Origin of the sequence: Solwaraspora sp. WMMA2101, from assembly GCF_049179175.1 — a bacterium.
Lineage (GTDB): Bacteria > Actinomycetota > Actinomycetes > Mycobacteriales > Micromonosporaceae > Micromonospora_E.
The window spans coordinates 1-17,325 of record NZ_JBMHMA010000007.1; the positions used below are offsets into that span (position 1 = coordinate 1).

Genomic DNA, 17,325 nt, shown 5'->3' on the forward strand with positions numbered 1-17,325 from the left:
GAACGTGACCGCGCTGGCGTCGACCGACCGGTCGGGTGCGGCGGCCGACCCGCTCTCCCCGGACGCCCCGCCGCTGCGGGTCCTCGATCCGATGTGCGGCCGGGGCACCACCCTCAATCAGGCGATGATGTACGGCTGGCACGCCGCCGGGGTGGAGATCGACGGCAAGGACTTCGAGGTGTACGCCAACTTCATCCGTACCTGGTTGAAGCACAAGCGACTCAAGCACTCGTCCGACATCGCCCAGGTGCGCCGCAACCGGACCCAGTTGGGCCGGCGGCTGGCGATCACCCTGGCCGCCAGCCGGGAGGACCACAAGGCAGGGCGCACCCTGGATCTGACGATGGTGCACGCCGACACCCGTCGGGGTCGGGACTTCTTCCGGGCCGGCAGCTTCGACGCGATCGTCACCGACGCCCCGTACGGGGTGGCGCACGGCACCCGCAGCCAGGCGGACCGGTTGACCCGCGACCCGCTGGGTCTGCTGGCCGAGGCGCTGCCGGTGTGGGTGGCGCTGCTACGCCCCGGCGGGGCGCTGGGGATCTCCTGGAACACCCTGGTCGCCGCCCGCGACGACCTGGCCGCGCTGCTGGTCAAGGTCGGTCTTGAGGTGGCCGACGGTCCGGGGTACGGCGATTTCGCCCACCGGGTCGATCAGGCGATCGTCCGCGACCTGATCGTCGCCCGCCGCCCGTAATGGCTATCGTCTCCCGCCACTATTAACGTATAACGCATAGGGGGTCTTGCGGCAAGACCCGGGTCGTAGCGCACAATCGCGTTCCTACGGCAGTTCTCCGGCATTTGCCATTCGCTGGACGCTGCGCTCGTACTGCCGACCCGAGAATGGAGCTGATCGAGGTGCGCCCGCTGACCACCAGCGCTTTCGATCTCCCCGACCGGCTGCACACCAAGGCCGACCCGAAACTGATCGCCGACGACGAACGGCATTTCGCGGCGATCGCGCACCGCCTGGAGCAACTTTCCGCCGACCTGGCGCAGCGGCTCGACGCGGCGCGGAAGGCACCGGCCGGGAAGGGCCGGCGGGCGGTGGACCGCGACCAGGAGGTCCGCCGGCTCACCGTACGGCTGCGGGCGCTGCGCCGCTTCGGCCTCGACCTGTGTCTCGGCCGGATGGTCCCCGACCCCAGCGCCGCCGACCGTGCCGGTGCCGGCGGCGATAGCGCTGGCGACGACGTCGGACCGGTGTACGTCGGGCGGCAGGGCCTGACCGACGACACCGGCCGGCAACTGCTGCTCGACTGGCGCTCCCCCGCCGCCGCACCGTTCTTCGGCGCCACCCACGGCAACCCGATGGGCCTGGCCAGCCGCCGGCGGTACCGCTGGACGATGGGGCGGATCAGCGACTACTGGGACGAGGTGTTCGCCGCCGACGCGCTCGACGGGCACGCCGCCCTCGACGACCAGTCGGCCTTCATCGCCAGCCTCGGCGGGCACCGGTCGGACCGGATGCGTGACGTGCTGGCCACCATCGCCGCCGACCAGGACGCCATCATCCGCGCCGGCTCGGCTGGTGCGCTCGTCGTCGACGGCGGCCCCGGCACCGGCAAGACCGTCGTCGCCCTGCACCGCACCGCGTACCTGCGCTACCACGACCCCCGGCTCGGCCAGCGTCGCGGCGGGGTGCTGTTCGTCGGCCCGCACCGGCCCTATCTGGCGTACGTCGCCGACGTGCTGCCGCACCTCGGTGAGGACGACGTGCAGACCTGCACCCTGGCTGATCTGGTCGCCGAGGGTGCCACCGCGACCGTCGAACCCGACCCTGAGGTGGCCCGGATCAAATCGTCGGCGCGGTGGGAGGCGGCGGTCGAGGCGGCGATCCGGTTCTACGAGGAGCCGCCGCCCACCGCGACGACGGTGGCGACCGGTTGGACCGAACTCACCCTCACCCCCGACGACTGGGCGGACGCGTTCGCCGCACCCGGACCGGGTGTGCCGCACAACGAGGCCCGTGAACAGATCATGGCGGAACTGCTCACTATTCTGGTCGGCCGCTACGAGGGCGACGAGCCGGACGACCGGGTCCGGGCCGCGCTGGAGCAGAACCAGGCGCTGCGTACGGCGTTGCACCGGGCCTGGCCGCTGCTGGATGCGGCCGATATCGTCGCCGACCTGTGGTCGGTCCCGGCCTATCTGCGTCGGTGCGCGCCGTGGCTCGACCCGGTCGAGATCCGTTTGTTGCAGCGCACCGACGCACGGGCCTGGACCGTCGCAGACCTGCCGCTGCTGGACGCGGCCCGGCTGCGCCTCGGCGACGCGCGGGCGTCCGAGCGCGAGCGGCGGCACCGGGCCGAGGTGGCCGTCGAACGGGTCCACCGGGCCCGGGTGATCGACGATCTCCTCGATGCGCACAGTTTCGACGACGGCGAAGGGGTCCTGGCGATGCTGTACCACCAGGACCTGCGGGAGACCCTGATCGACGAGACGGGCGGGCCGGACGCCGACCCGGACGCGCTGGCCGGCCCGTTCGCGCACGTCGTGGTCGACGAGGCGCAGGAGTTGACCGACGCGCAGTGGCAGATGCTGCTGCGCCGCTGCCCGTCGCGCAGTTTCACCATTGTCGGTGACCGCGCCCAGGCCCGGCACGGGTTCACCGAGTCGTGGCCGGACCGGCTCGCCCGGGTCGGTCTGGACCGGGTCGAGGTCGCCACGTTGACGGTCAACTACCGGACGCCGGCCGAGATCATGGCGTACGCCGAGCCGGTGATCCGCGCGGCGCTGCCGGACGCCAACGTGCCGACCTCGATCCGGCACAGTGGCATCCCGGTCGCGCATCGGCCCGTCGCCGACCTACGGCCGATGCTGGAAACCTGGCTGGCTGAGCACGCCGACGGCACGGCCTGCGTGATCGGCGTGCCGCCGGTCGACGCCGACGCCCTGCCGGCGACGCCCCGGGTCCGGTCGTCGACTCCGGAGCTGGCCAAGGGGCTGGAGTTCGACCTGGTGGTGGTGGTCGATCCGGCGTCGTTCGGCGACGGGGTCACCGGCGCGGTCGACCGGTACGTGGCGATGACCCGGGCCACCGGGCGACTCGTCGTGCTCACTTGACAGCTACCGTCAAGTACTTGACGATGGTCGTCAATAAGGTGCCGTCGTGGCCGTACCGACCCACACCGAACTCGCCGACCACCTGGTGCGACAGATCGACATCAGGCTGGTCGACCCGCTGGAGATCCTGCTCGACGACCCGCTCGACGACCTGCGCGGCCGCGTCAACCGCCGCGCGGACACCCTCGCCACCGCGCTGCTCGACGGCGACGACACCGCCGCACTGCACACCGCGATCCAGCTCTACAGCAGCCTGCACCCCGGCGACGGACCGTTCGACCCGCCCGTCGACTGGTGGCGCACCCCGCTCGGCCAGGTCGTCGCCGCCCGGTTCGGCCACCCGACGGCGGCCGGCGTCTCACTTCCGGTCGCCGGGGCGATGCTCGGCATCAGCCGCCAGGGCGTACACGACCTGGTCCGACGCGGCAAGCTCGACCGCCACCCGGACGGTGGCGTCACCTCCGCCTCGATCCGCGACCGGCTCCGCGCACAGCTGGCCCCACCCGCCACCCGGAGCTGACATGCCACCCGCACCGACCACCATCGACCACACCGTCGACACCGGACACACCACGATCGCCGTACGGGACACCGGCGGCGACCACCCACCGTTGATCCTGCTGCACGGCGCCGGCGGCAACCTCGCCTGGCTGTCGGTGTTGCGTCCTAAGCCTGTCGATCTGTGACCCACAGCAGTCCGCGTCACCTCTTCCACGACCGGACGGCTTTGCGGCAACCTGCTCCGATACGGAGTCGCGTTCACCCCGATCGCCTGACGATCCACGACGTCGGCCAAGCGGCGGGGGTGAGCAAGAACCCGCAGTACGAGCGCCCACTCGGGCAGGACGACCTGCAGATGCCGGGGCTGCTCCAATTGCCCGTGGGCCGCTACGATCGAAATCTTGTGAGGCATCGATAGTCAGGGGTCTCATGCGCTCGGTGAGCCGCGCAGGTAAGTGAGGACGGCGGAGACCCGGCGATCCGAGTGCGGGTCGAGCGGAAGCTTCGCGAAGATGTTGCCGATGTGCTTGCGTACCGCTGCCTCGCTCACGAACAGTTTGCCGGCGATCCCGTGGTTGGTGTGGCCTTCGGCCATGAGCGCGAGCACTTCGCGTTCGCGTTCAGTGAGGCCGGTGAGTGGGCCGTCGGTCCGCCGGAGACCGACGAGTTGGCGCACCACCTCGGCGTCGATGACCGTGCCGCCGGCGGCGACTCGGTCGATGCTGTCCAGGAAGTCGCGTACGTGGCCGACCCGGTCCTTGAGCAGGTAGCCGATGCCCCCGCCGGGGGTCGAGTCGAGCAGCTCACCGACGTAGGCGTCGGCGACGTAGGCCGACAGCAGCATGATCGCGATGCCGGGCTGAGTGGCCCGGATCATCGCCGCCGCGCTCAGTCCCTCGTCGGTGTGGGTGAGTGGCATGCGGATGTCGGTGACGACGAGGTCTGGGCGGCAGTTTCCGGCGTACGTGAGCAGGGCGTGCGCGTCGCCGACGGCCGCGACGATTTCGTGGCCGGCGCGTTCGAGGATCCGCACCAGCCCTTCCCGGAGCAGGGCCGCGTCCTCGGCGACCACGATCCGCAGCGCGTTCTGTGGCGGTGTCAGTGGATCGGGCACGTCATCCTGACCTGGGTCGGGCCCCCGGTGGGGCTGGTGATGTCGAGTTCGCCGTCGAGGGCGTCGAGCCGGGCGTGCAGTCCGGCGAGACCGGTGCCGGCCCGTGGGTCGGCGCCGCCGACGCCGTCGTCGACGACCGAGACGATCAGGGTGTGGTCCTCGATCCACGCGTGCACCTGTGCCGATCGGGCGTGGGCGTGGCGGGCGACGTTGGTCAGGTTCTCGCTGACGAAGAAGTAGGCCGCGGCCTCGACCGTGGGCGGGAGCCGGCCGTCGACGGCGAGTTGGAGGTCGACCGGGACGGGTGACCGGCCGGCGATCTCGTGCACGGCGGCGGCGAGGCCGTGGTCGGTCAGTACCCGGGGATGGATGCCCCGGATCGTGGTGCGCAGGTCGGCGAGGGCCTGCTCGGCCTGCTGGTGCGCTTCACGGACGAGGTCGAGGCCGGGGCCGGCGGGCAGGTCCAGTTCGGCGCTGCCCAGCGTCATGGTCAGGGCGACGAGGCGCTGCTGGACACCGTCGTGGAGATCGCGCTCGATGCGGCGGCGTTCGGTTTCGAACGCGTCGACCAGCCCGGTCCGGGACCTGCGCAGCTGCTGGACCGCTTCGGCCAGCTGGGCCTCGGGCGGGGCCAGCAGGTGCCGGACCAGTGCCGCCTGGCCGCAGGCCAGCGCAGTCGCCGCGTACATCAGCAGGACCAGGGCGACGAGGCCGGCGGGTGCCACGGCCCATGCCTCACCGGCGGTGTCGACCCGCCACCCGGCGATGTCGATGGTGCCGGAACGGACCAGCAGCGGGGCGACGAGCAGCAGCACCGGAACCGTCAGTAGCATCAGCAGCACGGCGTCGGCGATCCAGAACACCGTCGTGAGCAGGACCGTGACGCCCGCCTCCGGCCACGACGCTTAGCGATGCGGCAAGGACGCACGGCGACGCGGCCAGGACGCCCGGCCGCCACGCTGCGGGTCGCGTAGCGCTGGTGACTGCCGCGCCGGCCGCCCGGGGTAGATCAGCCGGATCCGACGCCGCTCATCGGCGGCGGCCAGGCGGACCAGCACCGGAATCCCGGCCAGCACCAGAAGTCCCGCGATCAGCACGACCGTGGCCGCACCCACCGCGACCACCACGGCCAGGACGGTCAGCCAGGCCAGGCCGACCGGTACGGTGGTGGCCAGGTACGCCAGGGAGCGCCACGGCCACGCCGACGCCAGGAACCGTACGGGGTGTCCGCGTACGGCGGTCCAGGCGTCGTTCACGGGTCAAACCCTACGGATCGCGTCGGCCGCGCGGGGTAGCGCGCACGCTACCCCGGAAGTCGCGTCCGAGCCCGGGTGCCGGGCCGGGCCCGTCGGGTCCACTGAGGGCATGACCCAGGCAACTCCGGCGGCCGTCACGCTCGACGGTCTCAGCCGTACCTACCGCGCCCGCGCCGGCTCGGTGCATGCGCTGCGCGGCGTGACCCACGTGTTCCAGCGCGGCACGTTCACCGCGATCATGGGGCCGTCCGGCTCCGGCAAGTCCACTCTGCTCCAGCTCGCCGCCGGTCTCGACCGGCCGACCGGTGGGCGGGTGACCGTCGGCGGCACCCGGCTCGACACGTTGAACGAGACCCAGTTGACCCGTTTCCGGCGTACGGCGATGGCGTTCGTCTTCCAGTCGTACAACCTCCTCGACGCGCTCACCGCGTTCGACAACGTCGCGCTTCCGGCCCGCCTGGCCGAGCGGCGGGCCGATCCGACCACGGTACGGACGGCGCTGGCCCACGTCGGCCTCGCCGAGTATGCCCGGCGCCAGCCGTCGGAGCTGTCCGGCGGCCAGCAGCAGCGGGTCGCGATCGCCCGGGCGCTGCACGGCCGGCCCGAGGTGCTGTTCGCCGACGAGCCCACCGGCGCATTGGATCGCGGCACCGGACGCGACGTGCTCGGGCTGCTGCGGTCGCTGGCCGACGGCGGCCAGAGCGTCGTCATGGTGACCCACGATCCGCTGGCCGCCTCGTACGCGGACGGGGTGTTGTTCCTCGCCGACGGGCAGATCGTCGGTCACCTCGCCCGAGCTGACGCCGGCCAGATCGCCGAGACCATGAACGACCTGGAGCGGCGATGATGCGCGGCCCGACGATGCTGGCCCTGGCCCGGCAGACCGTCCACCACTCCTGGCGCGGCTACCTGGGGGCGTTCGTCGCTCTGCTGTTCGGGGTCGTGCTGATCTCCGTCACCGTGACGCTCATCGGGAGCATCGACGCCACCGACGGCCGGCCCGGCACGAGCGCCGACGAGCGTGCCCAACTCGACGGCCTGGCCGCGATGTTCGGGATGATCGCGACGATCTCCGTGTTCATGGCGGTTTTCGTGGTCGGCAGCACGTTCGGCTTCGTCGTGGCCGGCCGCCGTCGGGAGCTCGGCCTGCTGCGGCTGGTCGGTGCGACACCACGACAGGTACGCCGGCTCCTGCTGGGCGAGTCCGTCGTCGTCGCGGCTGCGGCCACCACGGTGGGCTGTCTACTCGGTACGGTGTCGGCTCCGGCCGTTCTCCGGCTGGTCCGGGCGGTCGGGATCACCACCCTCGATCTGCAGGCTCCGAGCCCGTGGATCGCCTGGGTGGTCGCCGCACCCACCGGTGCGGTGGTCGCGCTCCTCGGGGCCTGGCGGTCCTCGCGCCGGGCCGCCCGGATCAGTCCCAGTGCCGCGCTGCGGGAGGCTGCGGTCGAGCAGACCCGGCCCAGCGTCGTCCAGTTCGTCGTCGCGACGCTCTGCTTCGGTGGTCTGGTGGCACCGTGGTGGCCGCCGCCGACGAGCCGCCGCTGTTGTCGATGCTCGCCTCCATTCTGCTGCCCGAGGTGGTCGTGATCGGCCTGATGTGCATCGGGCCCGCGGTCATCCCACGGCTCGCCGCCCTGCTCGCCGGCCCGTTCGTCGGTCGGGACGTGACGGCCCGGATGGCCCACGACGAGGTACGTGCCGCCGCCCGCACCACTGCTGCGGTCGCCGCCCCGGTGCTGGCCAATTCCGCTATCGCGGGGTCGCTGCTGCTGACCCTCAGTTTGACCGCCGACTGGGCGACCGTGCAGAACCGGGCCCGGCTGTACGCGCCGCTGGTCGTCGAGGTGGGCAGCCCGGCCGCCGCCGCGTCGGTTGCGGCCGATCGGACCGTCGCGACTGCCGACGTACGCCGGCTGGCGATGCTTGTGCACGACGACGACGGCAGCCCCGGCGAACCCGACCGGGTCGAGGTCGTCGACCTCGTCACCGCGTCGGTCGCCCGGGGGCTGGCCGCCACGCGCGGCACCCTCGACGACTTCCACGGACGCGCGGTCGCGGTCACCGCCACCTGGGTCACCGACGCCGGCGTCGACCTGGGCGGCACCGTCCCGGTCTGGATCGACGGCGAACGGGTCCTGTTGCGGGTCGTCGCCGTCCTCCCCGACCTACCCGGCCTGCGGCACCGGTCTGCTGCTGGGCGGTGCCACCATGGCGCTGATGGGCTGGCTCGTCCGCCGCGCCACCACGGCCGACCTGGCCGCCGGCATCGACGCGCCCATCACGATCCCGTGGCTGCCGCTGCTCGGCATCGGCGTCACCTGCCTGCTGCTCACGGCCGCGGCGGCGACGGCCGGCATCCGTACCCGGAAGGCACCGCGCCTTGCCGACGACCCGGCCTGACCGACCGCAGCCGCAGGTGGTCAGGTCGGTTCGGCTGACAGGTCAGGCCGGTTCGGCTGACAGGGAGGTGCGCTGCTGGGAGGCCATGACGAGCGAGTAGACCTCTTCCCGTAGCTCGCCGAAGGTCGCCGTCTGTTTGGTCGCGATCTGGTCCCGGGGCCTCTCGAGTGGGACCGGCAGGTCGGCGACGACGGTGGACGGGCCCTGGGACAGGACGATCACCCGGTCGGACAGGTACACGGCCTCGTCGATGTCGTGGGTCACGAACAGCACCGTCGTCCCGGTCTCCGCCCAGATCTTGAGCAGCAGATCCTCCAGGCTCGCCCGGGTCTGGGCGTCCACCGAGGCGAACGGCTCGTCCATGATCAGCATCTCCGGCCGTACGGCGAGTCCGCGCGCGATCGCCACCCGCTGCTGCATGCCGCCGGAGAGCTGCCACGGGTACAGGCCGGCGGCGTGGGCCAGACCGACCATCTCCAGCGACTGCCGCACCCGGTCGCGGATCTCGGCGCGCGGCAGGCGTCGGTCCCGCAGCGGCAGGACGACGTTCTTCTCGACCGTCAGCCAGGGGAACAGCGACCGGCTGTAGTCCTGGAAGACGACCGCGACGCCGTCACGGGGGCCGGACATGGTCTCTCTCTCTCCCCCCCCCCCCCCCCCCCCCCCCCCCGGAAGACCACCTCCCCGGTGGAGATGGGCAGCAGGCCGGCGATGCACATCATGAGGGTCGTCTTGCCGCAGCCGGAGGGGCCGACGACCGAGACGAACTGGCCGGCGTGCACGGCGAACTCGATACTGCGTACGGCGAGCACGTCCCCCTTGCGTGAAGGGTAGGACTTGCCCGCCTTGCGGACGTCGAGCACGGGCGCCGCGACGCCCGGGTCCTGCTGGTGGTGCGGGATCGTCACCGGTTCCATCCGGTCCTCCTCTTGCGTTGGGCCTGGTGTGGTCGGCCGACGGGTCAGTGGCGTTCCGCGCCGTCCGGCCGCACGTTGCGGTGCCAGCCGAGCAGCAGGCGTTCGACCAGGGCGAAGACGGCGTTGAAGAGGATTCCCAACAGCGCCAGAAGCACGATCGCCGACCACAGTTCCGGGAACCGGAACAGCCGCTGCTGGTTGACGATGTAGAAGCCGAGCCCGGCGGTCGCGGCGTAGAGCTCGGAGATCACCATGAGGACCAGGGCGATGCCGATGCTGATCCGCAGGCCGGCGAAGATCGCCGGGCTGGCGCCGGGCAGCAGTACCTGGAGGAAGTAGCGACGCCGGGTCAACCGCAGGCTCTTCGCGGCGGTGACCGCGGTGCGGTCCAGGCCCCGTACCCCGTCGTAGGTGTTGATGAGGATCGGCCACAGGCAGCCGAGCGCGATCAGGAAGACGTTCATGCCGCTGGTGATGCCGAAGACGACGATCGCGATGGGCAGCAGCGCGGTCACCGGCACCGACATGCCGAGCCGGATCAGTGGGTTGAAGAACGCGCCGGCGGGCCGCCATACGCCGATCAGGATGCCGGCGCAGATGCCGACGGTGGCGGCCGTGCCGTAGCCGAGGCCGAGTCGCGCCAGGCTGGGCAGCACGTCGGTGCGGAATTGTGCACTGAGGAACAGCGAGGTGGGCGAAGCGGAGAGCCCTGGTGCGAGGCCTGCGGATGGACGACTACGACGACACGCTCGCCGCAGCCATCTTCTACCTGATGGGCCTGCACCTCGGCGTGCCGATGCGGCAGAACGAACTCGGCGACCTCGTCGATCACGTGATCGCCACGTCCGACAAGACCCTGCAGGACCGCACCGCCCTACCGTCGCGCGTACGGGACCGGCTGCCCTTCCACTCCGACAGCTCCGACGTGGTCGCCCTCATGTGTCTGCGGCCCGCGAAGGAAGGCGGCGCGAGCAGCCTGGTCAGCGGGGCCACCCTGTTCAACGAGGTGCTGCGGCGACGCCCCACCCTGGCACCACTGCTGCTGGAGCCGTGGTACTTCGACTGGCGTCGGCAGGACCCCGACGCGCCGGCCGACTGGTACACCTCGCCCATCGTCAGCTGGACCGAGGGCGTGTTCAGCATGTACGCGGGCAGCGGCATGATCAAGGCCGCCCAGGACTACCCGGACGTACCGCCGTTGACCCCGGAACAGCTCGAGGTGCTGACCCTGCTCGACGACATCAGCCAGGAGCCCGGCGTGGCCCTGGACATGGACTTCCAGCCCGGTGACATCCAGTGGCTGCTGAACTATGCCGCACTGCACTCACGGACCGAGTTCGTCGACCACCCCGAGCCGGGACGGCAACGCCACCTGCTCCGGCTGTGGCTCAAGCGGGAGACCGGCCGCCCACTCGTGCCGAACTTCGGACGGCACGTGGTGATGGACCGTACCGAGACCCGAGGCGACGCGGCGTCGACCGGGTCGGGACACTTCACGATCACGAAGGCGGCGGTCCCCCGACGGGACTGGGGCGTCTGACACTCCCGGCGGTCGGCTCCGGGGCTACTGCGTACCGTCCGCCGGCAGGCGCTCCGGCAGCCCGAGCCGCGCGAACTGGTCGGCGTGGAAGGTGACGATCTCGGTGATCACCCCACCGGTGACCCGCAGGACGTCGATCGTCAGCGGCAGGTACGCGCCGCCTTCTTCCCGCTGGAGGTAGAACCCGATGGCGGGCTGCCGGTTCACGGATGTCGCGACGGTGCGCAGCCGCCCCAGGTCCGCGAAGCCGTCCTCGATCCAGCTGGTCACGACCGCGTCGCGGCCGACCGCCAGACCCGGCGTGGGCGGCATCGAGCAGCGGACGTCGTCACGCAGCAGCGAAGTGAGCGCGGGGATGTCCGTTGCCACGCTGGCGTCGGTGTAGCGGCGCACCAGTTCGCGCGTGCCGGCGTCCTGCGCGCCGCCGGTCCAGTCCTGCCGCTCGGGGGGCAGGTGGCCCCGCAGGCCGGCGCGGGCCCGCTGCAGCGCGCTGTTCACGGAGTTGACCGAGTCCCCGAGGAGCTCCGCGACGTCCTTCGCCGGCCAGCCGAGCACGTCGCGCAGGATCAGCACGGCCCGTGGGCGGGGCGCGAGGTGCTGGACGGCAATCAGGTACGCCAGCTCGATCGTCTCCCGCGCGACGGCGACCGCCTCCGGCTCGTCGGCGTCGCCTGCGGGCAGTTCGTCGAGCAGCCGGTCCGGGTACGGCTGCAGCCACGGCACCTCACCACCGGTTGCGGGCTCCGGGCGGCGGGTGGCCAGCAGGTCCAGGCAGGCGTTGGTGGCGATCCGGTACAGCCAGGCCCGGATCGTCGACCGCCCCTCGAAGGTCTCCCGTCGCCGCCAGGCCCGCAGGAACGTCTCCTGCACCGTGTCCTCGGCGTCCTCGAACGACCCGAGCATCCGGTAGCAGTGCACGTGCAGCTCCCGCCGGTGGCGCTGCGTCAGCTTCGCGAACGCCGACTCGTCGGCCTCGCTCAGCCCGCTCCCGGCCAGCTCCGCCAGCCCCATCTCCGAACTCATCACGTCATCCTTCCGCCCCGCCGTGTCCTGTCGTAGGTGTGACGGGTACGGGTGCGAAAACTCATCACCGGGGAGCTGACCGACGGACCGCGGCCGCAAGATCAGTTGACGTAGATACGGGCGACACGCCGATGAACGCCCGCATTCACATCAACTGATCTTGGCGACCGGCCGGCACCGGCACTGCCGCCAGCACCAGAAGCCCGGGTCAGACCGGTAGGGGTGTGGCCACGCCGGGGGTCAGCCAGTGCAGGCTGTGCCGTACCGGATCCGGGGCATCGGTGAACGCGGCCTCGACCGCCGCGCGGCCCTCGGTGAAGTGGCCCCAGCCCTCGTAGTGCACCGGCACCACCGTGTTGGCCTGGACCAGGGTGCACAGCTCCACACCGTCGGCCGCACTCATCGTGTACCGCAGCGGGCCGGTCAGGCCGAACCGCACCGCCCCCAGATGCAGCACCATCGTGCCGACGGTGAGCCGCTGCGCCACCTGCCGTACCCCGGGGTAGAGGACCGTGTCTCCGGTGATCCACAGTACGCCGTACCGCTGACCTGGCCAGTGCAGCGCGAACCCGGTCACCTCGCCCGCGACCGGGCGGCTCAGCGGCGGCCCGTGCCGACCCGGAGTCGCGGTCACCTCGATCGTCGGACGGCCCGGCGCGGCCAACTCGGTGCCAACCCACGGCGCGAGCCCGACCACCGACGCGGAGCCGACCGCCGACGCGGAGCCGGACCCGGCAGCGCCGAGGCGGCGGCTGCCGGCCACCGTGGTGACGATCCGGTCGACGTACGGCAGCAGCGCCCGACCGGCGTCGTCGAGGTTGTCGGCGTGGTGGTCGTGGGTCAGCAGGACCACGTCGATGTGGCCCAGCGCCTCCACCGGCACCGCCGGGCCGGCCAGTTTGCGTGACGCCGTGCCCCAGCCGAACCGGTAGGTCCGGCCAGGGTCGTCGAACGTCGGATCGGTCAGCACCCGCCAGCCGGCCACCTCGATCAGCGTGGTGGGACCGCCGATGTGGGTGATCCGCACGTCGCTCACCGGGCGTGCCGCAGCGCCCAGTCGAGGACCTCGTCGGCGATGGCCTCCCAGCCCTTCTGCGCCGGCAGCAGGTGGGCGTAGCCCTCGTACTCGATCCGTTCGGTGATGGTGTTCGACTTGTAATGCTTGGCGTTGGACGCCTGAATCGCCGGCGGCATGATGTGGTCCTCACTGCCGGAGACGAACAGCAGCGGCGCCCGGTCGTCGTTGTGGTAGTCGACCCAGATGTCCTGGTGGCCGGGCTGGAAGTTCGCCAGCACGCTGCCCCACAGGATGCCGCCGCTGGCCGGGATGGCGTACCGCTGCCACAGTGCCCGGCCCTCCTCCTCAGTGAACGTGTTGGTGAAGGCGTACTGCCACTGCTCGAAGGTCAACGGCACCGCCTTGTGCCGGTTCGCCGGACTCTTCAGCACCGGGAACGTCGACTTCACCTGCGACAACGGCACCACCCGGACGCCCTCGGTCGGGGCGGAGTTCATCGCCACCCCCACCGCGCCGAAGCCGTGGTCGAGCAGGACCTGGGTGAACGCACCACCGGCCGAGTGGCCGATGAGGATCGGCGGGTTCGCCAGCTCGCCGATGATGGTTTCGTAGTGGGCGATGATCTGCGGCACGGTGGACTGCAGGATCGGCGTCGGGTCGGCGTTGAGCGCCTCCACCTCCACCTCGTACCCGGGGTAGGCGGGTGCCAGGACCCGGAAGCCCTTGGCCTCGTAATGGCTGATCCAGTGTTCCCAGCTGCGCGGGGTGACCCAGAATCCGTGGATCAGCACGATGGTGTCGGGTGCCATGTCAGGCGTCCTCTCCGGTCATGGTCAGGAGGTCGAGGTCAGGAGGTCGAGGTCAGGAAGTCGAGCAGGTCCCGGCCGAGCTGCTCGGGATGGGTGTCGGTGATGCCGTGCGGCGCACCGGGGTAAACGAGCAGCCGGGCGTTCTTGATCCGCGCCGCCGATGCCTGGCCGCCCACCGCGAACGGCACGACCTGGTCGTCGTCGCCGTGGATGACCAACGTCGGTACGTCGATCGCGTCCAGGTCGGGCCGGAAGTCGGTGGCCGAGAACGCGGCGATGCACTCGTAGGCGTTGCGGTGCCCGGAGGCCATGCTCTGCAGCCAGAACGCATCCCGGATGCCCTGTGACACGGTCTCCCCGGGCCGGTTGTTGCCGAAGAACGGCCCGTCAGCCAGATCCCGGTAGGTCTGGGACCGGTCGGCCAACGACCCCGCCCGGATGCCGTCGAAGACCTCGACCGGTACGCCGCCCGGGTTGTCCGGGGTGTGCAGCATCATCGGCGGCACCGCCGAGACCAGGACGACTTGGGCGACCCGGCCGGTGCCGTGCCGACCCACGTACCGGGCCGCCTCGCCGCCGCCGGTGGAGAAGCCGATCAGCGTGACGTCGCGCAGATCCAGGGTGTCGATCAGGGTGGCCAGATCGTCGGCGTAGGTGTTCATCTCGTTGCCGTCCCACGTCTGGGTCGACCTGCCGTGGCCGCGCCGGTCATGGGCGATCACCCGGAACCCGTGCTCCGCCAGGAACAGTGCCTGAATCTGCCAGCTGTCGGAGTTCAGCGGCCAGCCGTGGCTGAGCACCACCGGGCGGCCCGTGCCGGGCCCCCAGTCCTTGTAGAAGATCTCGGCACCGTCGGCGGTGGTCACGTACGGCATCAGGACACTCCCTTGATCGCGGCGAGGATGACGTCGGTGGTCGGGCCGGGCCTGGAAACCATGACCGCGTGCGACGCCTTGACCTCGGTGACGCGGGCGCCCGCCCGCCGGGCCATGAACCGCTGGGCGGCGGCCGGGATGACCTGGTCGTCGGTGGCGACCAGCGTCCACGTCGGGATCGTCGCCCAGGCTGGTTCGCCGGCGGGCTGGCCGAGGGTGGCGAGTTCGGCCGGGCGCTGGGTGGCGGCCATGATCGCGGCGGTGCCGGCCGGCACGTCGGCGGCGAACACCGACCGGAACACCGACGTCTTGATGTAGCCGTCGTTGCCGCCCGGGTAGGGGCGGATGTCCAGCGCGGTCGGGTCGAGCCGGCTGCCGGGGAACTGGCTGGCCAGGCCGCCGACGGTGTCACCGGCAGTCGGGGCGAACGCCGCGATGTAGACCAACGCTGTCACGTCCGGGTCGCCGGTCGCGGCGGTGGTCATGACGAAACCGCCGTACGAGTGGCCGACCAGCACGATGGGGCCGTCGATGGTGTCCAGCACACTGCGCAGGTACGCGGCGTCGGAGTCGACGCCGCGCAGCGGGTTGGCCGGGGCGATCACCGGGTAGCCCTTGCGCAGCAGGTTACGGGTCACGTCGGTCCAGCCGGACGCGTCGGCGAACGCGCCGTGCACGAGCACGACGGTCGGCTTGGGGCCGTGCGGGCCAGCGGCCACCGCCGCCGTGGCGCTCACCCCGAGCAGTACGGCGACCGCCAGCGCCAGGCGTGGCAACCGCCAACTCCGTAGGGATCGGAACATCGGAACTCCTCACGGTGCCGGCCGCGTTCGGGCCGGCGTTGCGAGAAAATGTCGCACCGTGGCGACGCTCGGAGTTTTCTGACGACGCACAGCATTTTCGTCTCGTTGCACACTTTGCTGTCGGTGCACCGGTCGGCGTCAGCCAGAGCCGCCGTCGGCTGCCGATGCGGCGAGGTCACGGCCCCTGGCGAGGTCACGGCCGCGGGATGCGTCACTGGCCGCCACCAGTTGCCGGGGAGTGACGCCGAACGTCTGCCGGAACTTGGTGGCGAAGAAGCTCGGATTGGCGAAACCCCAGGCGCGGGCGACGGCGGCGATCGAGGTGTACCGGCGGTGCGAGGCGGTCAGGTCGGTCCGCGCACCCTGCAGCCGCTGCTCGATGATGGACTGTTCCAGGCTCTGCCCCATCGTCTCGTACAGCTTGTAGAGGGCGCGCAGCGAGATGGCGTTCGCGGCGGCGATCCGGGCCGGCGTCAGGTCGGGGTCGCGCAGGTTGTTGCGGACGTACGCCTGGACCCGGGCCTGCATCGACGAGTGCATGGCGTCGTTGAGCCGCCGGCCGTCGCCGGCGGCGGAGACCACCAGGGCCCGCATCAGCTCGGCGGACGCGGCCCCGAGTTCGGCCGCGCCCGGGCCGTCGGCCAGCTGCTCGGCCTGCGCGGTCACCCGGGCGACGTGGTCACGCACCAGGTCGTAGAGCGGGCTGCGGCGCGGTTCCCGGGCCGCAGCGTGGATCAGGTCGCGGGGCAGGCCGAGCTGGTCGACGTCGACATGCAGGGCGTACGAGGCGCCACCGCCCTGCCAGCCGTAGACGTACGGCAGCGACAGGTCGACCAGCATCAGGTCGCGCGGACCGTACAGCCGTTCCTCGCGGGCCCAGCTCAGGTGGTTGTCGGTGCGCATCGGCAGGGCCAGCACGATCGACGTCTCCGGAATCGACCGGGACATGTACGGCGTACGGCGCAGCGTGGTGCCGGAGGCGTCGATGTTGAAGACCTTCGCGGTGCCGAAGTCGGAGACCGTCATCCGTGCCTGGATCGCGGCCGGGTCCTCGAAGGTCGCCATGCTGGAGGAGCAGTTCGCGCTGACCGTGGCCTGGAACGCCTCGGCGCGGTCGGTGACCGGCAGCGACTGGGTGTCGAGAACGAGCATGATTGCCCCTATCTGGCGCTGACGGTGTGAAGGTAGCGCCGGAGCTCGATGTCGCTGAGGGGCCCTGCGTGCACCGGTGTTGCCCACAGTGCATGGTCAGGCGTCGGGTGCCTCCTACGACGACCGCCGCAACTCCCCCGGCGAGATGCCGTAGCGGGCCTTGAAACGCCGGGTGAAGTGCGTCGGGTCGCGGAATCCCCAGCGGTGGGCGATCACCGCGACCGGCCGGTGCCGGTTCTCCGGCCGCCGCAGGTCGTGCCAGGCGTGGTGCAGCCGTTCACTGATGATCCACTGTTCGAGGCTGATGTCGGCCTGCGCGCACACCTTGTACAGGTGCCGCAGCGAGACGCTGTGCGCGGCCGCGATGCGCCGGGGGGTGAGGTCCGGGTCCGCCAGGTGCTGCCGGACGTACGTGCGGACCCGGGTGAGCAGCGTTTCGGCGAGCACCTGGCTGGTCAGCCGGTCGGTGTGCGCGGCCGAGGCCAGCAGCGCCCGGACCAGCTCGATGCTGGCGGTGGCGACGGACCCGGCGGCGGGGTCGGCGGTGATCCGCGCCGGGTCCCGGGTGAGGTTCGCGATGTGGGCGGTGACCATGCCGTACAGCGGGCTTGACCGCAGCCGGTGGACGGCCTGGCGGATGACGTCGACCGGCAGGCCGAGCTGGTCGCTGGGGACCTGGATGCAGCCGGCCGCCCCGTCGCCGGACCACGAGTAGTCGTACGGCCCGGACAGGTCGACGGCGAGCAGCCCGCCCGGTGGGACGACCTGCAGGTGCCGGTACTGCTCCAGGTGTCCGTGGGCCCGCCGCTGGACCGACAGGGCGACGACCGGCATCGCGTCCTGCTTGG

At 71.4% G+C, this 17,325-nt stretch carries 21 protein-coding genes; 8 read left to right on the top strand and 13 right to left on the bottom strand.

Annotated elements, in window-relative coordinates; translation table 11 throughout:
* The 4 genes from ACN28F_RS32205 to ACN28F_RS32220 all read left to right on the top strand — a co-directional run.
* Positions 1 to 697, top strand: a 697-nt coding sequence (locus ACN28F_RS32205) for a TRM11 family SAM-dependent methyltransferase (protein ID WP_421361605.1), incomplete at its 5' end; no start/stop codon positions are given.
* A gap of 146 nt (positions 698 to 843) precedes the next feature.
* Positions 844 to 3,066: an RNA polymerase recycling motor ATPase HelR gene (gene helR / locus ACN28F_RS32210; protein WP_421357160.1), complete on the top strand. Its 2,223-nt coding sequence runs from the start codon at positions 844 to 846 to the stop codon at positions 3,064 to 3,066.
* A 46-nt stretch (positions 3,067 to 3,112) separates the two neighbouring features.
* Positions 3,113 to 3,586 (top strand): hypothetical protein, encoded by a 474-nt coding sequence (locus tag ACN28F_RS32215; protein ID WP_421357161.1) that lies wholly within the window; start codon positions 3,113 to 3,115, stop codon positions 3,584 to 3,586.
* Position 3,587: 1 nt separating this feature from the next.
* Positions 3,588 to 3,752 (top strand): alpha/beta fold hydrolase, encoded by a 165-nt coding sequence (locus ACN28F_RS32220; RefSeq protein WP_289207046.1) that lies wholly within the window; start codon positions 3,588 to 3,590, stop codon positions 3,750 to 3,752.
* Positions 3,753 to 3,994: 242 nt separating this feature from the next.
* Here the strand turns inward: ACN28F_RS32220 and ACN28F_RS32225 are convergent, their stop codons facing one another.
* Genes ACN28F_RS32225 through ACN28F_RS32235 form a run of 3 tightly spaced genes read right to left on the bottom strand, consistent with a single transcriptional unit; the run spans position 3,995 to position 5,937 of the window.
* On the bottom strand, positions 3,995 to 4,648 hold the full coding sequence (locus ACN28F_RS32225; protein WP_289211034.1) for a response regulator transcription factor: 654 nt from the start codon (positions 4,646 to 4,648) through the stop codon (positions 3,995 to 3,997).
* A 17-nt stretch (positions 4,649 to 4,665) separates the two neighbouring features.
* A complete protein-coding gene (locus tag ACN28F_RS32230; RefSeq protein WP_289207047.1) occupies positions 4,666 to 5,544 on the bottom strand; it encodes a sensor histidine kinase in 879 nt (292 codons plus the stop codon).
* Between the two features lie 42 nt (positions 5,545 to 5,586).
* On the bottom strand, positions 5,587 to 5,937 hold the full coding sequence (locus ACN28F_RS32235) for a sensor domain-containing protein (RefSeq protein WP_421357162.1): 351 nt from the start codon (positions 5,935 to 5,937) through the stop codon (positions 5,587 to 5,589).
* Between the two features lie 109 nt (positions 5,938 to 6,046).
* Between ACN28F_RS32235 and ACN28F_RS32240 the strand changes: the two genes are divergently transcribed.
* Genes ACN28F_RS32240 through ACN28F_RS32250 form a run of 3 tightly spaced genes read left to right on the top strand, consistent with a single transcriptional unit; the run spans position 6,047 to position 8,378 of the window.
* On the top strand, positions 6,047 to 6,784 hold the full coding sequence (locus ACN28F_RS32240) for an ABC transporter ATP-binding protein (protein WP_421357163.1): 738 nt from the start codon (positions 6,047 to 6,049) through the stop codon (positions 6,782 to 6,784).
* A complete protein-coding gene (locus tag ACN28F_RS32245; protein WP_421357164.1) occupies positions 6,784 to 7,527 on the top strand; it encodes an FtsX-like permease family protein in 744 nt (247 codons plus the stop codon). The genes ACN28F_RS32240 and ACN28F_RS32245 overlap by 1 nt, the downstream gene beginning before the upstream one ends.
* A complete protein-coding gene (locus ACN28F_RS32250) occupies positions 7,455 to 8,378 on the top strand; it encodes a hypothetical protein (protein ID WP_421357165.1) in 924 nt (307 codons plus the stop codon). Before ACN28F_RS32245 ends, ACN28F_RS32250 begins: the two co-directional genes overlap by 73 nt.
* A gap of 4 nt (positions 8,379 to 8,382) precedes the next feature.
* On the opposite strand, the gene ACN28F_RS32255 is transcribed toward ACN28F_RS32250, so the two are convergent.
* From ACN28F_RS32255 to ACN28F_RS32265, 3 genes are read right to left on the bottom strand one after another with little or no spacing between them, the layout of a single operon-like run.
* Positions 8,383 to 8,970, bottom strand: coding sequence for an ABC transporter ATP-binding protein (locus ACN28F_RS32255; protein ID WP_421357166.1), 588 nt, complete (start codon positions 8,968 to 8,970; stop codon positions 8,383 to 8,385).
* Positions 8,901 to 9,257, bottom strand: coding sequence for an ATP-binding cassette domain-containing protein (locus ACN28F_RS32260; RefSeq protein ID WP_421361606.1), 357 nt, complete (start codon positions 9,255 to 9,257; stop codon positions 8,901 to 8,903). Before ACN28F_RS32260 ends, ACN28F_RS32255 begins: the two co-directional genes overlap by 70 nt.
* Before the next feature lie 44 nt (positions 9,258 to 9,301).
* Positions 9,302 to 9,913 (bottom strand): ABC transporter permease, encoded by a 612-nt coding sequence (locus ACN28F_RS32265; protein WP_289207052.1) that lies wholly within the window; start codon positions 9,911 to 9,913, stop codon positions 9,302 to 9,304.
* A gap of 56 nt (positions 9,914 to 9,969) precedes the next feature.
* Here ACN28F_RS32265 and ACN28F_RS32270 point away from each other — a divergent pair, with 56 nt between their 5' ends.
* Positions 9,970 to 10,797: a TauD/TfdA family dioxygenase gene (locus ACN28F_RS32270; protein ID WP_289207053.1), complete on the top strand. Its 828-nt coding sequence runs from the start codon at positions 9,970 to 9,972 to the stop codon at positions 10,795 to 10,797.
* Positions 10,798 to 10,821: 24 nt separating this feature from the next.
* On the opposite strand, the gene ACN28F_RS32275 is transcribed toward ACN28F_RS32270, so the two are convergent.
* From ACN28F_RS32275 to ACN28F_RS32305, 7 genes are all read right to left on the bottom strand, one after another.
* Positions 10,822 to 11,820, bottom strand: a complete 999-nt coding sequence (locus ACN28F_RS32275; RefSeq protein ID WP_421357168.1) for an RNA polymerase subunit sigma-70 — start codon at positions 11,818 to 11,820, stop codon at positions 10,822 to 10,824.
* A gap of 208 nt (positions 11,821 to 12,028) precedes the next feature.
* Positions 12,029 to 12,847, bottom strand: a complete 819-nt coding sequence (locus ACN28F_RS32280) for an MBL fold metallo-hydrolase (protein ID WP_421357169.1) — start codon at positions 12,845 to 12,847, stop codon at positions 12,029 to 12,031.
* Positions 12,848 to 12,852: 5 nt separating this feature from the next.
* Positions 12,853 to 13,647: an alpha/beta hydrolase gene (locus ACN28F_RS32285; RefSeq protein WP_289207056.1), complete on the bottom strand. Its 795-nt coding sequence runs from the start codon at positions 13,645 to 13,647 to the stop codon at positions 12,853 to 12,855.
* Positions 13,648 to 13,685: 38 nt separating this feature from the next.
* Complete coding sequence (locus tag ACN28F_RS32290; protein WP_421357170.1) at positions 13,686 to 14,522, bottom strand: alpha/beta fold hydrolase; 837 nt, start codon at positions 14,520 to 14,522, stop codon at positions 13,686 to 13,688.
* Entirely contained in the window at positions 14,522 to 15,325 is an 804-nt protein-coding gene (locus tag ACN28F_RS32295; protein WP_421357171.1) for an alpha/beta fold hydrolase, read from the bottom strand. Before ACN28F_RS32295 ends, ACN28F_RS32290 begins: the two co-directional genes overlap by 1 nt.
* A gap of 138 nt (positions 15,326 to 15,463) precedes the next feature.
* Positions 15,464 to 16,477, bottom strand: a complete 1,014-nt coding sequence (locus ACN28F_RS32300; protein ID WP_421357172.1) for a helix-turn-helix domain-containing protein — start codon at positions 16,475 to 16,477, stop codon at positions 15,464 to 15,466.
* A 114-nt stretch (positions 16,478 to 16,591) separates the two neighbouring features.
* A partial coding sequence (locus ACN28F_RS32305) for a helix-turn-helix domain-containing protein (protein WP_421361608.1) occupies positions 16,592 to 17,325 on the bottom strand: 734 nt, incomplete at its 5' end.

Excerpts from the sequence above, each read along its gene's own strand:
- ACN28F_RS32240 (WP_421357163.1), top strand. The coding sequence starts at position 6,047 with ATGACCCAGGCAACTCCGGCGGCCGTCACGCTCGACGGTCTCAGCCGT.
- ACN28F_RS32275 (WP_421357168.1), bottom strand. The coding sequence starts at position 11,820 with ATGAGTTCGGAGATGGGGCTGGCGGAGCTGGCCGGGAGCGGGCTGAGC.
- ACN28F_RS32220 (WP_289207046.1), top strand. The coding sequence starts at position 3,588 with ATGCCACCCGCACCGACCACCATCGACCACACCGTCGACACCGGACAC.
- ACN28F_RS32290 (WP_421357170.1), bottom strand. The coding sequence starts at position 14,522 with ATGCCGTACGTGACCACCGCCGACGGTGCCGAGATCTTCTACAAGGAC.
- helR (WP_421357160.1), top strand. The coding sequence starts at position 844 with ATGGAGCTGATCGAGGTGCGCCCGCTGACCACCAGCGCTTTCGATCTC.
- ACN28F_RS32255 (WP_421357166.1), bottom strand. The coding sequence starts at position 8,970 with ATGTCCGGCCCCCGTGACGGCGTCGCGGTCGTCTTCCAGGACTACAGC.
- ACN28F_RS32295 (WP_421357171.1), bottom strand. The coding sequence starts at position 15,325 with ATGTTCCGATCCCTACGGAGTTGGCGGTTGCCACGCCTGGCGCTGGCG.
- ACN28F_RS32260 (WP_421361606.1), bottom strand. The coding sequence starts at position 9,257 with ATGGAACCGGTGACGATCCCGCACCACCAGCAGGACCCGGGCGTCGCG.
- ACN28F_RS32245 (WP_421357164.1), top strand. The coding sequence starts at position 6,784 with ATGCGCGGCCCGACGATGCTGGCCCTGGCCCGGCAGACCGTCCACCAC.
- ACN28F_RS32285 (WP_289207056.1), bottom strand. The coding sequence starts at position 13,647 with ATGGCACCCGACACCATCGTGCTGATCCACGGATTCTGGGTCACCCCG.
- ACN28F_RS32300 (WP_421357172.1), bottom strand. The coding sequence starts at position 16,477 with ATGCTCGTTCTCGACACCCAGTCGCTGCCGGTCACCGACCGCGCCGAG.